Raw genomic sequence first — 15,230 nt, 5'->3', positions numbered from 1 at the left:
CGGGGGACGTCCCTGATTAATTCACTAACTCAATATCATATTGAAATCAGGACTTATTTTCAAATGAAATTAGCTTGATTAAGGGTGATTTCAGAACAAAAATGGCGGCGAGGCGGGGGGCATTATCTTTTGGTCACTACTGTCCGGTTAAAAGATACTGAAATTCAAGGGTAATTGGTTCTGAGTACTGGGTGTTTCCCCTGGATCTGGCGGTTCGAAGAGTTCGTAGAGATTTCTCCGCTCCATGAGCGTAAGTTGTAGGAGTTTGAGCATCTCAGTTAGGGTTGCTCCTATCTTTGCCCGCCATTTGTAATAGGCCAGGATCAGCATCGAGATCATGGCCGTCCAAATTTGGGTTAGAACGGCGTTTCGGCTATTGCCCAAAAAGGATTTGATTCTCAGATTCTGTTTGATCCACTTGAAAAACAGCTCAATCTGCCACCGATCCTTGTAAATATCAGCAATGGTACGGGCGCTCAGTTTGGTTAAGTTGGTCAGGTAAACGTAATGCTTTTTGGTGGTTTCATCCCAATAGCCCACACGGCGAAGGTTCGGGCAATCCGCAGCCTTTTTACCTGTCAGCTTAATGATCTGGTCCGATGTAATCCTTTTGTTTTGCGGGACATCCCGGCGTTCAAGCACTTTGTATTTGATGTTCTTTTTGAGGCGGGTCACGAAAAACTGTTTGTTCTCGTGCCAGTTTTTGAACCAAGTGAAATCCACATAAGCCCTGTCCTCGACCAGAATGGAGCCTTTGGGCAACGATAAGGTGCGGGCGATTTCAATATCCGAGGTTTTGGCGTCCGTGATCCGGACAAAGGCCGGGATATAGCCGCTGTGGTCTAAAACCGTATGGATTTTGATCCCCGCCTTGGTGGACCGGTGCTTGGCCCAGGGAAAAAGGTTCAGGCATAAATCCACGACGGAAGAGTCCATGGAATACAACGGGTTTTTAAAGCGAAACTTGTGTTTAGGAGCATAGCTTTGGCATTTGGCCGCCACGTGGTAAAAAACCTCCTCAAAAAACTCGGCGGGGCGCTGGTTATTGGCGTCTGCCAGCGTGGAGCGCTTCACCGGTGCGGCTCCCGCATGGTAGAGCTTGGAGGAATGGGCGTCAAACTGGCCTTCCAGGTCTCTGAGACTGGTCCTTTGGGTGAGATGAGAGAAAGTCATGGCTACAAATTGCCCCCACCGTGTGAGCTTGCGATAAGAACGGCCGGGAAGGAAGCCCTGTTTTTCGATGCGGTTAAAATCATGTCTATCAATCGATTGTAGCAGTTGGGAGAGGATTGTGCTATGATGACTCATGGGTCTGATTTTTCCTTTGTTATTAGTGCGTTGTGGTGAACACATTATAACATAAAAAGGAGCTTCAGACCCTCTTTTTTTGACCTCTTAACCGGACAGTAATGTCTTTTGGTTAAAGGCATTGGAAACATTGCCAACTCAGCCAAGTTGCAGGCTATCCACGAACTCTTCGGTTGAACAAAATGTCGCCTTGCTCCCGTTGAAAAGACTTTCAAGCCGTGTGAGGCGCGGAAGTTTTCGATTCCGTGTTTTCCGTGCCATCCGTGGTTAAAATAGGGTTTTGGGGGCAAAAGAAAAGCCCGCTTTGGAGAGCGGGCTTGTTGATGGCGTAAAACGCGGAAAGGGTTCCTAAAGCGCCGTGAAGAACTGCTGGCCGAGCGCATTGGTCAGTAGTTTTTCACTCGAAGCGTTCGCCAGTCAGACCGGGCACGTACACCCAAGAACCCTTATGTAAAAGATAAGGCTTTGAGGCGTTTCGTCAAGAAAGAGAGAGCTTGATTTCGAAGGGGCAAGATACCTATTTCAAGCGTTATGCCGGGCGCCATATCATTAACGATGCAAAAACGGTTTTGGAGAATCTTTTTTTCCCGCCGTCCATCCCCATTCCAATTATCGGTCCCGGCCGCTCCTTGTGCGCCATCGCACCCAGGCATCAAACCGCCATGCCTGGGCCGCCCTAAAAACTACGACTGCGGAAACCGCGCAACTACGGGCGAGGAGACCTCGCCACTACATTGCGCGGGGACCGCGGGGCTGCACCAACGCGGAGCGCATGTCCATGTGTTCCGGCGAGTCAATACTAGTTCCGGCGCCTGGATTGCACCTGTTACGCAGCGATAGCAATAATTCTAACATTTTATTGTTTCTAGGCGTCAAAGCGTATGTTTTTTAAATTCACTTCAGGTTGAAGGGTGTGGTATTCTGGACTTGATCAGTTTACACTGTTTTTCCTGCAAGTCTGAGCGGCCGCAAACCAAGTAAAGCGTCCGATTCCATTAAATCCGGGCCGCGTAATACATCGCTTCACATGTTCTTACCGTAAACTGCTGCGTCAGCCATTTCGGAGCGAGGAGGCCCTTTATGGAACTCGATGTTTTGAATCTCAGAAAGTTTGTGGCCCCCGAAATCGTGTTTGGAAACGGCTCCCGCAAGTTGGCGGGCCGGTACGCCAGGCTTTACGGGGCGGGCAAGGTGTTTCTGGTTACGGATCCCGGGGTTATAGAAACAGGCTGGGTCAAGGACGTCATAGCCAGCCTGGAGGCTGCCGGACTTTCCTATGTCATGTTTTCGGACGTATCCCCCAATCCCCGAACCTTTCAGGTCATGCAGGGGGCGGAGGAGTATCTGGCCAACAAGTGCAACCTCATCGTATCCGTGGGAGGCGGCAGCCCCATGGACTGCGCCAAAGCCATCGGAATCGTGGCCACCAACGGCAAGCATATCGTGGAGTTCGAAGGCGTGGACATGATTCCCGTGCCGGCGCCTCCGCTGATTCTCATTCCGACCACGGCGGGAAGCTCCGCCGACGTATCCCAGTTTTGCATTTTGTCAGACCAGGACAGACTGTTGAAAATGGCTATTGTCAGCAAAACCTTGGTCCCTGACGTGGCCCTGATAGACCCTGAAACCACTTATTCCATGGACGCGTACCTGACCGCCTGCACCGGGGTGGATGCTTTGGTTCACGCCATCGAGGCCTTTGTCTCCAAGGGCAGCGGCCCCTTGACCGATCCCCACGCCCTGGGCGCCATTAATCTTATCGGGGAGCATTTGCCCGGCCTTGTCAACAATCTGCAAGACGTGGAACTGCGTGAAAAAGTCATGCTGGCCAGCTTGAAGGCGGGCCTGGCCTTTTCCAACGCCATCCTGGGCGCGGTCCACGCCATGTCCCACAGCCTGGGCGGCAGGCTGGACCTGCCCCACGGGGAGTGCAACGCCCTCTTGTTGGGTCAGGTTATGGAATACAATTTTCCCTATGTCGAAGATAAATTCAAGGTCATCGCCGAGCATTTGGGAATCGACGTGCGCGGCATGGCAGCCGGAGACGTGAAAAAATCTCTGTTAAAAAAGGTGCGGGACCTGAAAAAGGAGGTGGGAATCGCCAAACGCCTGGGGGACACCGGCGTCAAAACCGCGGACATCCCTTCTTTGGCGGCTAACGCGATCAAGGACGCCTGCATGGCGACCAACCCGGCAAAAGCGAACCAGCGGGATATTGAGGTAATTTATGAAGAATCACTCTGATGAGGACGCAAAACAGATCCAGAGCCTGCTGGGCTTTGGCGAGTTTTCCGCCCGAAAGAGTTATTACCCGGAACTGCAAAAAAGAATCGAGGAACTGGAAGACCTCCAAAGCCTCCTTTCCGGCATTATCAATTCCATGCCCTCGGCCCTCATCGCCCTGGACGCCCAGGGCCGGATCACCCAATGGAACGTCGAAGCCGAACGCTTGTCCGGCCTGAGTTTTTCCCAGGCCCTGGGAATGCCGGCCGTCGAGGCCCTCCCCCTGTTTAAGGAACACAGGGATTGGGTCCAAAAAGCCGTGCAGGAATCCGCCGTCAGCAAAAAGGAACGGATCAAAAGCGGAGACCAGGAACGCCTTAAATATTATGACGTGACCATTTATCCCCTTGTTCAGGATCAAGTCAAAGGCTCGGTCATCCGGGTGGATGACGTCAGCGAAAAGGTCCGCATCGAAGAAATCATAATCCAGTCCGAAAAGATGCAGTCCATCGGCGGATTGGCCGCCGGCATGGCCCACGAAATCAACAACCCGTTGGCCGGCATCCTTCACAACGCCCAGATCATAGCCTTCAGGCTGAGCAAGGAACTGCGGAAAAATCATGAGATCGCCGCCCAATGCGGCGTCACCATGGACCTCATTAACGATTATGCAAACCGAAGAAGCATCATGGATAAAATCCGCGACATCCAAACCTCGGGGGAGCGCGCCGCTGACATCGTCTCCAACATGCTCAGCTTCAGCCGTAAAACCGAGGTTGAATTCGAGTCCCAGGACCTTCACGTCCTTTTGGATCACACCATCGAACTGGCTTCCAAGGATTACGACCTGAAAAAAAAGTACGACTTCCGCCAAATCCGCATGACCAGAGACTACGCGCCCAACCTGCCTTATCTCTATTGCGTGGGAGGGCAGATCCAGCAGGTGGTCCTCAATCTGCTCATCAACATCGCTCAGGCCATGAACGAGAACAAGGAGCAGGAGCGGTCGCCCCAGATCACCCTCCGAACCGCCCTGGAGCCGGATATGATCCGCATCGAGGTGGAGGACAACGGACCGGGCATGACCCCCTTTGTGAAAAAACGGATCTTCGAACCTTTTTTCACCACAAAACGCCCCGGCAAAGGCACCGGTCTCGGCCTGGCCGTTTCGTACTTCATCGTCACCAAAACCCATCACGGAACCATGCACGTGGAATCCACCCCAGGCCAGGGCGCCACCTTCATCATCCGCCTTCCCCTGGCTCAATCCGAATGATCCGAATGATTTTTTAAGAAGGTTTTATTCCCTGATTCCGGTTTTTCCGTTCTTGAATGTTCTTGGAAAAAGTTGCTTGCACGATTTGGGAAATTTTGGATCCATGCATTGAGAAAAAATTTGCTTTGCGATGTAAAATAGTCCGCCTGATGAAATTTAACTTGACCTTTCGTTGAAAAACCGGGATACTGGTCCGACCAGTAACCCAGTAGACCAGTTGGGAGACTCCCATGCCATTCGACCCCATCAGAAAAAAATACCAGGACCAACAAAGCGCCCCCGCCTTGTTCAAGCCCCTGGAAAAAACCCTCCGCACCTCCCAGGTGCTGGCCGGGGAAATCCGGAAATATATCGTCCAGGGCAGAATCAAGCCCGGCCAAAGCCTGCCGTCAGAACGGGATATGGCCGAATCCTTTCAGGTTACACGCACGGTGGTCAGGGAGGCGGTGCGGTCTTTGGAGCAGTTGCGGCTGGTTTCGGTGCGCCAGGGCGGCAAGATCAGGGTGCTGGATTATCTTGCCAGCGCGGGCATCGAATTCGCGGCGGACCTGTTGTTGGGTTCGGATGAAGAACCTTCGGAAATGATGAAGGATATCGCCGATGCGTGGTGGGTGATTGGCCGGGCCATGATGTTCTACGCCGTGGAAAATTTCAAAAGCGAGGACCTGGACGATCTGCTGGAGGCGGTCCTGGCGTATATCCGGGAGTCCGATAAAAAGCGCGGCGATTACAAGCGCTTGCAAGGCCTGGATTATGAGGTGCAAAACCGCCTCATGCGGTCCACGGGCAACCGGGCCATGATTCTTCTGCATAATTCCATGCGCCATGTGTACTCCCACGTGGCCGATCTTTTTACGCCCATTGTGCAAAATTCGGAGCATATTGCAGGCAACTACACCCGGCTGATGTATCACTTGTCCAAGAAGGACGTGAAAGGGGCGAAAAAGGTGTTTGAGTCTTATTTCAACCACGGCAGGGAAGCCCTGCGCCGCGGCGACGGTAATTTTTGGGAGGTTTAACATGGATAGAAAATCGTTGCAAATTAGGGTCTTATTAGGGGCCGTCGAGTTTCTGGAAAAGCATCCGCTATTGGTAAAAGCCTTTCTCAAGCCCGCTGCCAACGCTCCTTTCATTTCGTCAAAGTTGATGGTTTTGTTCCGGGCGTACATGGGCGCCACGGCCTTTGAAATCCACGACGTGGACATGAGCCGGGGCCGCATCGGCATTGGCGGGGTGGAGGAAATCATGGCCGGCGCCAAGATCGTCGAGCTTCTGCACCACACCCTGGACGAATGGCTTTCCCCTGCCGACAAAAAACAAACCCTGTATGAAATGGGAATCAAGCTCTGCTCTTGGGAGGTCACCCAGGCCCTGGAAGGCGGCAGGTGGGCGCCGGCGGTGCTGGTCCCATTGATCGCTCATGCCGAAATTTTCGACGAAATCCGAACGGATCCTATAATGGCCCGGTTTTTTTCAAAAACCATGGATATGATGTCGCGTCTGATAACCGACGAAGGCGGCTGGGGACATCTGGAGTTCGATTTTGACAAAGATCCCATGACCGTCACCTTGCATCATTCCCAGGAAGCGGCCTGGCTGGGGCCTTCGAGCGAGCCGGTCTGCCATTTTTACGCAGGCATCGTGGCAGGCTACGCCGGCACAATCTCCGGCGAAACCGTGCATGTGACCGAAAGGGAATGCGCCGCCTGCGGCGCCCCCGCCTGCGTGTTTGAACTGCATAGAAACAAATGAAAAGACTTGGGGGAAACTTTTTGAAAAAAGTTGTCCCCCAAACCCCCTTCAAAAACTTTTAAAAAGGAAGATGGGCCTTCAACGGCTGACTTTTCAGCTATTATACGACTGACTGGGCATAAATCATTTTCTCTTGAGAAAATAGGAATAAACCACAAATACCGTTCAAATCGAACCAATCCGCTGCATCACACCTACCTGCCTAAGGGGGGAGCGTCCATGGCCATTCATTCTTTTAACCAGTGGTACAAAGATCTCATACTGACTGCGCCTTATGAAATCTGCATAGAGCGCGTGCGGTATTACACCCAATCCTACCGGGAAACCGAGGGGATGCATCCTTCGCTGCGGGCCGCCAAGGCCTTGCACCTGACCCTGTCCAACATGAGCCTGAACATCCTGCAAGGCGAGCAGATCATCGGCAATCGATCCAGCAAGACGCTTGGCGTGGTCATCCCGGTGGAAAGGGGCGATGTGAACGCCATCCTGGAAATGGAGCTGGACTTTCTGCTGAAACGCAGACGCCAGCCGTTTTCCATAGACCCGGACGACCGCCGGGAGCTGGAAGAGGACATTTTGCCTTATTGGCGGGGCAAGACCGTGCGGGACCGGAAAAAGGTTTTGTGGAAGGAAAACGGGCTGAATTTCAAACCGGCAGTGGATCCGTTGAGCCTGTTTAAGCGCCATAAAAGCCTGGACTTGTTAAAGATCAAGAAGGCCGCCAAGGTCCCCGGAGGCGACGCTGCTTACGCCCTGAAAGGCATGAAGGAAATCCTGCACAATAATCCGGCCTTGGTCATGAACGTGTTTGACGTGCAAGGGCATTTGATCCTGGGGATTAAGAACGTTTTGAGCCGGGGATTTTCCGGGATTATGGCGCAAGCCGAAAAAGGCCTGGCCGAGGCAAAGGCGGCGGGCAAGGCGGATGATGCGGCTTTTTATGAGTCCGTGATGATCAGTTGCGAAGCGGCGAAAATCCTGGCTGACCGCCTGGCCCGAAAAGCCGAAGAGGCCGCCTCGAGGGAGAACGACCCGGACCGGCAGCGGGAGCTATTGGCTGCGGCCAAACGATGCCGCCATTCCCCTTGGAATCCTCCCCGAACCTTTCACGAGGCGGTGCAGGCCATGTGGCTGATATTGCTGGGCGGGCTGGTTTCCCACGGCATGGTGGGCATTCTGGCTGTCGGGCGGCTGGATCAGTACCTGTATCCCTATTATAAAAAAAACGTTGAAAGCGGACGGATCGATCAGGCCCAGGCCGTGCGGCTCATGGAGGAGTTGCTTATCAAGCTGGGGTCCAACCTCATGATTCTGCCTTATGTGGGCAAGAACACGGGCAACGAACTGGGCTCGGATTCCTGCGTCCCGACAATCGGCGGGGTGGACGCCCAGGGCAGGGACGCGGTCAATCCTCTGACCTATGCGGTCTTGGAGGCCTTTGCAAACGTCAAGTCCCTGGGCAACAGCTTTACGGTGCGCTTGTCCCAGGAGTCGCCCCCGGAGTTCTGGCAAAAGGCCCTGGAGACTTATCGCGAAACGTCCGGCGCCGCTTTGTTTAACGACGAAATCGTGACGCCGGCTTTGCAGAATTGCGGCATGACCCTGGAGGACGCCCGGGATTACGGCGTGATCGGCTGCGTGGAGCCCACGGGCGACGGCGACGCTTTTGGGTGCACCTCGGGCAATGATGTGTCGCTTTCCGCCGCCCTGGAAATGGCCTTGGGCGACGGCTATCTGCGGGTGATGGGCAAGGCCATCGGCCCCAAAACAGGCAATCCCAAAAAATTCAAGACATTCGAGCAGGTTTTGGAGGCCTTTAAAAAGCAGGTCGAGTTTATGGTCGATACCGTGGCCCGGGCCGTCAACCTGAAGGATCGGATCTATATGGAGGAGTACCATAATCCCTATATTTCCTGCACCTTAAAAGGATGCCTGGACAACGCCCGGGACATGACCCAGGGCGGCGCGAAATACAATTTCGGGTCCATCAGCGGCCGCGGCATGGGAACCGCGGCGGACTCCCTGGCCGCCATCAAGTATTTTGTGTTCGATCAAAAGACCTTCTCCATGGCCAAAATCCTGAAAATGCTGGATTGCAATTTCAAGGGGTACGACAAGGAGCGCGCCATGCTCGCCCATCGGGCGCCCGCCTTCGGCTCGGACGATCCTTACGCCGACGACATCGCCAAAGAGGTGTGCGCGTTTTTCTGTAAGACCGTGGCTTCCAAGCAGACGCTCCGGGGAGGCCCCTTCCGGCCCAGCTTTTTCTCCTACGGCGTGCACGTCCTGGAGGGATTGTACATCGGCGCCACGCCCAACGGCAGGCTGGCGGGAACCCCGGTGTCAAACAGCCTGTCCCCCACCAACGGGTCGGAAAAGCAAGGCCCCACCGGGGTGCTGGGCTCGGTGGCCAAGCTGGATCACAGCCTGATTTCCAACGGAAGCTCGGTGAATATCAAGCTCATGCCGTCCATGTTCCAGGGCGAGGAACGCCTTAATAAAATGATCGGCCTGGTCAAAGGCTTTTTCGCATCAGGCGGTATGGAAGTGCAGCCCAACGTGGTTTCCAACCAAACCCTGTTGGACGCCCAAAAACATCCTGAAAATTATCGGGACTTGGTCGTCCGCGTGTCCGGATACTCCGCCTTTTTCACCGATCTCGGCAAACCCATCCAGGACGAGATTATCCAACGGACGGAGTTTGAAAGGCTATGAGAAAAGGGAAGAGATTCTTGGGGGAAAATTTTTGAATATAGGGCGCCTGGGTCAAAGCCTGAAAAGTATGAAAATCCAGGGACTTTCCGATAGTAAAGGGGCTGACATGCGGATAAAAAATGTCCCCCAAACCCCCTTCAAAAACTTTTCGATCGTGTCGTCTAATGTCCTCTCAATGGAATAGTGAGCAATGTAGTTAGAGGCTTGCCCTGCTTTGCCTGTGTTACCCACGGTTTTGGATAGGGCGTCCTTCCGCCTTGCATTATTGGATTTCAGGTGACAACAAGGCCGCACCTTCTGCGCTTACACGCCCAGGCAAGATACTGCTTTTGCCTGGGGCGCCCGTTTTGGAGAGATCATCAGGGAACGCAGGATTCCAGGCTTCTATTACTGAAACGGCCTAACAAAATGCGCTTATGCGCCCCGGCAGGATACTGCTCTGCCGCGGCCACCCCGCCAAATTGCAGCAGCGGCCCCCTGTGGGCGCCTGTCGGACTTGCGGAGATGTATCCTTCCAGGCCAGCCCTGGCATGCAATGCCAGGGGCCGCCAGGCCAATAAGGCGACCGGAAAAGATGCCAACGCCAATGGACTGTTGCGAACCCAAGCCGATCATCAGAAAGGGTAGCCCAGGCATGAAATGCCTGGGTTCGCAGAACAAAAGGCGCGACCGGGTATGATTGTCAAAATTGGAGGAGGCCGGCGGGCGGATAAGGTTGGGTGAAACCCGGTTTTTGTTTGGTTTTGGATGCATCATCCTTTCGCCCATACTCCATGGATTTCACTATCTGATGTGACGGAACTACATACGCTGGCGCGCACTGGCAGGATACCGCCCTGCCAGTGTTACCCACGCTTATGGATAGGGCGTCCGTCCGGCTGAGTTTCAAGGCGTTACCCCACTTCAAGGGCCGCACCTTCTGCGCTAACGCGCTCAGGCAAGATACTGCTTTTGCCTGGGCCACCCACTCTTACACCGCCATTCCCGAATGCCCCAGTAGGTAATCCAGGGGCAATCTGTCGTTTCTTGGAAATCTTCAGAACACAATGTAGTGACAGGCCCCCGTGCCTGTCTGCTTTTTGTCCGTCATTCCCGAGTGTCGTTGTCGGGAATTGATGCCGATTCCAAGAGAGGGTGGCACTGGCAGCGTTGTTTGCTGCCAGTGTTGCGAAGCAACAGTAGGCGCGGCCGGAAATGATTTTAGGAATTGGGAATGGTCGGCGGGCGGCCAAGGTTAGCTGACACCCTGTTTATGGATGCGCTTTCCCATCTGACATAAAATGATTGTATGAAAATAATATCATTTTGTTGACAAACATATACCCCAAATATTAGTTGATTCTTGTAAACACAGTAAATATTTCCCATGAAAATTTGAAAATAAATAACGGCGGCATTTTATCACGCGCTTAAAAGCGAAGCATTGCTGCATCAATGGACAACTCTATCTCTTTCTGGAGAGACGAAAAACAAAATGGATGAAAAACTCGAAAAGCATGATGCGCCGAATAATCAGGAGGACCGAAAAACTACACTGGAAATCCTGAATTCCTCCTCTGCACGCAACCGCACGGCCCTGTATTCCTTCCTGTCGCTGCTGGTCTATATGCTGATTACGGTGGGGAGCGTGACGGACCTCATGCTTCTTATCCCGGACAGCAATGTCACCCTTCCTTTGTTCAATGTGGACATTTCCCTGTTTGCGTTTTTTATCCTGGCGCCTGTCTTTTTATTGGCCTTGCATTTTTCGGTTTTGTACGGGCTTACGCAGCACGCCGCTCTCCAACTAAAATGGAGGGTCCCGGAAGACCCTTGTAAGGATTGCCACCTGGTGCATCCCTTTTTCGCCAATTTCAATATACGTTTTGCCCCCAGACAGGTTAGCTGGCATTTGGCCAGGGCGGTGATTGTCCTGTCCGTCATTGTCTTTCCCCTGGCCTTGATGATCCTTATCCAATGCACCTTTTCCAAGTACCAAAGTGTGTTGATGACAGGCTGGCACGTCATCTGCTCCCTGGCCTCCGTGGCTTTGGTGGTTTTCTATGGGGACAAAATAATCTCCTTGGATATGCACACGGAGGAGGCTGAAAAGCCAAAATGGTTTTGGGGGCGATTAAAAGAACTGCTTGCTGTGTACGAACCAGGGACGTCTCCATGGCATTGGCTGGTTTTTATTGTAAGAATGGCGTTTTTTTTCGGTATAGGCATTTTTCTGCCTATTTTGGGCGTTGTCTGGAGCGTCAACCGATTTCATCACGATTTCTACATGCCTATCTGGTTGATTTTAATTCTAATTATTGGGCTTTGGGGGGGGAGCTTGGCCTATCCCATTAGAATAAAAAAGCCGCAAGGTCGGCTTATGAAAATGGCCCAAGCCATTGCTGGACCGGCCTTATGTCTGGGGCTTTTGGGGCTTTTATGGCAATTTATTTGTTGGCTTTTAGGCAGGCTCACACGCCTCTTATCGGGCTGGTATATCAGCCTGATAGAGGGGGGAAATGGCATAGAAAAAGCTAACAAGAAAAATTTGGATCTTAAAGAAGAACACAAAAAATTAAACATATTGCTTGGCCTGATAGGATTTTTTATCGGCATGATATGCCTGAATGCTGTCTTAATGGGAGCGACATGGTTTGGGCATATCGACCTCATTAAAGACAATCGCTTGCTTTTTCCTCATTTGACCGTGCGGAACCAACTACTTGTAGCCAAGGACGCCCCAGATGAAATCAAAGCGGCGTACATCCGCGCGCGGGCGCCTAAGGATAAAAATGAAAACGCCTCGTATGAACCTGAATATCCCCCGCCCTGGCTTGGTCAAATGCGTACTCTTAGCCTGGACAACCGGCGCCTTCACCTTGCTGATCTTTCGGATTCTTTGTTGTACAAGGCTGAACTAAGAAAGTCTCATCTACAAGGCGCTAATTTAAGCGGCGCCCATCTGGAACAGGCCGATTTGGAAGAAGCCCATCTAGAAGGCTCTGTTTTAGAGGGTGCCCATCTAAAAGGCTCAAATTTGGAGGGGGCATGGTTGGAAGACGCTTATTTAAGGGACGCCCATTTGGAATGCAGTGTTTTATGGGATGTGCATTTTGAAGGAGCAAACTTGTTTTCCGCCCATCTGGAAGGCACCCATCTGGAAATGGCTAATTTGGTTGACACAGAGTTGGATTTCGCACATTTCGAAGGGGCCAATTTATGGTCCGCCCAACTCCAAGGCATTTCTGTGATTGGAGTTAACTTCCAAGGAGCTGACTTATCTGAGGTACGGGGCCAAGGAGCTTTTTTGCGGTGCGTTTGTCTTCAAGGTGCTAACTTTTCGGGCGCCCAACTCCAAGGTATTGATCTTCAGTACCAAGATCTGGAAGGTGTAAATTTGAGGAGGGCACACCTGGAAGGCGCGCATATGCAGAACGTACGCCTCGAAAACGCGTTTGTGGACGGAATGTTCATATATGGGGGCGATTGGCAAGACTCTTCCATGGGCGATATAATGGGATACCCCAATGTCTCATCAAGCGACGATATTAATGAATGGGATGAATGGACCATTTATTGGTTAAATCAAACGCCTTTATCTGCACATAAAGCCATGAAGAAAAGGTTGGATGAAGCTAAGGAACGCATTGAGGATTTCAAAGCTCAAGAGGCTGACAATAAAGCCAAGCTGGAGAGTCTTTTTAAACAACATCAGGCCTCAAACTTGGAAAGTTTCCTTGAGGAACGTATGAAACTGGCGTGCAAGAATAAATACGTGGTAATAGGACTATTGAATCAGTATTATGCCCGTTCTCACGAAAAGGAGTATGAAAAAGCTATAAAACAATTATTGGAATACACCAAACAATGCCCGGACCCAGCCATCCACAAGGCATTGGTTGCTGAGTATAAACAGCTTCAACGGGAAAAGTTTTAACTTTGCTATGCGCGTCAGGAATCTTTGACAATTTTGGAGTAAAAAGTTGCAGCCGATAGATCATGAAAAAGTAAAGGATTTTATCAGTTCCTTGGACGAATCCGTACCCAAAGAGGGCGCGGCGGTGCGAATGGACCAGTATGGAGGAGGCCCGGATGAAAGCGGAATTAGGGCGAACCAGGCCGGATATTTGCGCTTGGGCATCGAGTTCCTGAAAGCGGCATATGCCGAACCAGCATACAGGGATAAAGGCGGAGACGATGTCGACAGGGAATATCTTGATGTGGACCTGGAGTACTTGGTGAGTCTCGAGTCAGACGTTAATTTTGACAGCTTTGAACGCACGGAAAATGTGGAATTGATTAATGAGGATCTGGCGAACATAGGCAGGTTAAATGTTTTGGCGGGATGTGTAATCACGGTAGGACTCATATTTTTCATTATATGGGGAGTATCGTCATTTTTTATGACCGTATCCAAATGGATTTTGTAATAGCCGGATGTCTTTCGCCCACAATCCATGGATTCCACTATTTGACGGGCGTTTTTTACCGGCAGGATACTGCTCTGCCGCGGCCACCCCGCCAAATTGCAGCAGCGGCCCCCTGTGGGCGCCTGTCGGATTTGCGGAGATGTATCCTCCCAGGCCAGCCCTGGCATGCAATGCCAGGGGCCGCCAGGCCAATAAGGCGACCGGAAAGGGCGTCGCCTCTAACGTGTTGCCGGGAATTGATGCCGATTCCAAGAGAGGGTGGCCCAGGCAGCGTCGTTTGCTGCCAGTGTTGCGAAGCAACAGTAGCGCGGCCGGAAATGATTTTAGGAAAGGGGAATGGCCGGCGGGCGGAAATGGTTGCTTGAATTTCTGCTTTTTGGTTTTGGATGCATCATCCTTTCGCCCACATTCCATGGATTCCAAGGTCTGATGGGTCGAACGACATACGCTGGCGCGCACTGGCAGGATACCGCCCTGCCAGTGTTACCCACGGTTTTGGATACCGTTTTCGTCCGCCTGAGTCTCAAGGCGCTGCCCAACCGTAAGGGCCGCACCTTCTGCGCTAACGCGCCCAGGCAAGATACTGCTTTTGCCTGGGGCGCCCACTCTGACACCGTCATTCCCGAATGCCCCAGTAGGTAATCCAGGGGCAATCTGTCGTTTCTTGGAAATCTTCAGAACACAATGTAGTGACAGGCCCCCGTGCCTGTCCGCTTTTGTCTGTCATTCCCGAATGCAGCTATCGGGAATCCAGCGTCGTTTGTGCGGCGCGGGCGCTTCTTGACGCCCATCATAGAAGACGGTTTTCACTTGTTTTGCGACTGCTTGAAATAGAATGGATTTCAGATGCTTACGTATGTATTCCCACGCAAAGCATGGGAACGAGTGGTTTGAGGTGCATGGGTTGCAAGAACAGCGTAGTTGCGCCCCTCTGTGGACGCCGCCAAATCAGCTTATGTCCGTAATGCGCCGGATTTTGCCGTCCTGAAAGACGAACTCGGTGCGGCCTTTCAGGGAAAGGGTTTCGCCGGCTTTGGGGCCTCCGGGGAGATCCTGCTTTAGAACTGCGGAAAATGCGATTTTGACGTCCACCCGGTCTTCCTCCTGCGTCATTCCGAGAATCTCCTGCTTGCGGAAGGAAAACAACGCCGCGCCCTGGCGGGCGAGAGCCATGAACTCCTCCAACCCCTTTGCCGAGGCGTTGACCTCTCCGTCGGCAATGTTCTCAAATTTCACATCAGGGTGGAGAAGGGACTCCATGCTCTCCAGGTCAAATGCGTTATACGCGGCGATGTATTTTTCAATGAGGATTTCATGCCGTCCTTTTGCCTTCATATTTTCACTCCAGCAAAAAGAATTGTGAAGGTTATTCCTGGCTTGAAAGAGCTATTACTCCATAGCCTGATTTGGGCGTTTTTGCAACAATCAGTGCTTTCTCTATAGATAAATAATCATATAAATACCATATTTTATCCTGAAATTTTAGCACGCTTTTCGAACCGTCACTTCCCATGGGTTTTCCGGTTCGGCGACCCATAAAAACGCGC

General features: G+C 52.2%; 10 protein-coding genes. 7 read left to right on the top strand and 3 right to left on the bottom strand.

What is annotated here, in order from left to right; all coding sequences use genetic code 11:
* Positions 1-147: 147 nt before the first annotated feature.
* Positions 148-1,308 (bottom strand): IS4 family transposase, encoded by a 1,161-nt coding sequence (locus G491_RS28910; RefSeq protein WP_035217271.1) that lies wholly within the window; start codon positions 1,306-1,308, stop codon positions 148-150.
* Positions 1,309-2,388: 1,080 nt separating this feature from the next.
* Here G491_RS28910 and ercA point away from each other — a divergent pair.
* The 7 genes from ercA (at position 2,389) to G491_RS0100865 (ending at position 13,683) form a co-directional block, all read left to right on the top strand.
* Complete coding sequence (gene ercA, locus G491_RS0100910; protein ID WP_028313246.1) at positions 2,389-3,552, top strand: alcohol dehydrogenase-like regulatory protein ErcA; 1,164 nt, start codon at positions 2,389-2,391, stop codon at positions 3,550-3,552.
* Complete coding sequence (locus G491_RS28905) at positions 3,536-4,807, top strand: two-component system sensor histidine kinase NtrB (protein ID WP_051326938.1); 1,272 nt, start codon at positions 3,536-3,538, stop codon at positions 4,805-4,807. Before ercA ends, G491_RS28905 begins: the two co-directional genes overlap by 17 nt.
* Before the next feature lie 230 nt (positions 4,808-5,037).
* A complete protein-coding gene (locus tag G491_RS33150; protein WP_051326937.1) occupies positions 5,038-5,826 on the top strand; it encodes a FadR/GntR family transcriptional regulator in 789 nt (262 codons plus the stop codon).
* Between the two features lies 1 nt (position 5,827).
* Positions 5,828-6,559: a V4R domain-containing protein gene (locus tag G491_RS0100890; protein WP_028313245.1), complete on the top strand. Its 732-nt coding sequence runs from the start codon at positions 5,828-5,830 to the stop codon at positions 6,557-6,559.
* Between the two features lie 219 nt (positions 6,560-6,778).
* A complete protein-coding gene (locus G491_RS33145; RefSeq protein ID WP_028313244.1) occupies positions 6,779-9,274 on the top strand; it encodes a pyruvate formate lyase family protein in 2,496 nt (831 codons plus the stop codon).
* Between the two features lie 1,474 nt (positions 9,275-10,748).
* Positions 10,749-13,190, top strand: a complete 2,442-nt coding sequence (locus tag G491_RS33140; protein WP_051326936.1) for a pentapeptide repeat-containing protein — start codon at positions 10,749-10,751, stop codon at positions 13,188-13,190.
* Positions 13,191-13,236: 46 nt separating this feature from the next.
* Complete coding sequence (locus G491_RS0100865; protein WP_028313241.1) at positions 13,237-13,683, top strand: hypothetical protein; 447 nt, start codon at positions 13,237-13,239, stop codon at positions 13,681-13,683.
* A gap of 948 nt (positions 13,684-14,631) precedes the next feature.
* Here the strand turns inward: G491_RS0100865 and G491_RS0100855 are convergent.
* Both G491_RS0100855 and G491_RS35210 read right to left on the bottom strand, forming a co-directional pair.
* On the bottom strand, positions 14,632-15,018 hold the full coding sequence (locus G491_RS0100855) for a nuclear transport factor 2 family protein (protein WP_012610611.1): 387 nt from the start codon (positions 15,016-15,018) through the stop codon (positions 14,632-14,634).
* Between the two features lie 31 nt (positions 15,019-15,049).
* On the bottom strand, positions 15,050-15,196 hold the full coding sequence (locus G491_RS35210) for a hypothetical protein (RefSeq protein WP_157467884.1): 147 nt from the start codon (positions 15,194-15,196) through the stop codon (positions 15,050-15,052).
* Positions 15,197-15,230 lie beyond the last annotated feature (34 nt).

The sequence above is a fragment of the Desulfatibacillum aliphaticivorans DSM 15576 genome (assembly GCF_000429905.1).
Taxonomy (GTDB): Bacteria; Desulfobacterota; Desulfobacteria; order Desulfobacterales; family Desulfatibacillaceae; genus Desulfatibacillum; species Desulfatibacillum aliphaticivorans.
The sequence above is the reverse complement of the archived record's forward strand: the minus strand, read 5'-3'. Positions and strand labels throughout refer to the sequence as shown.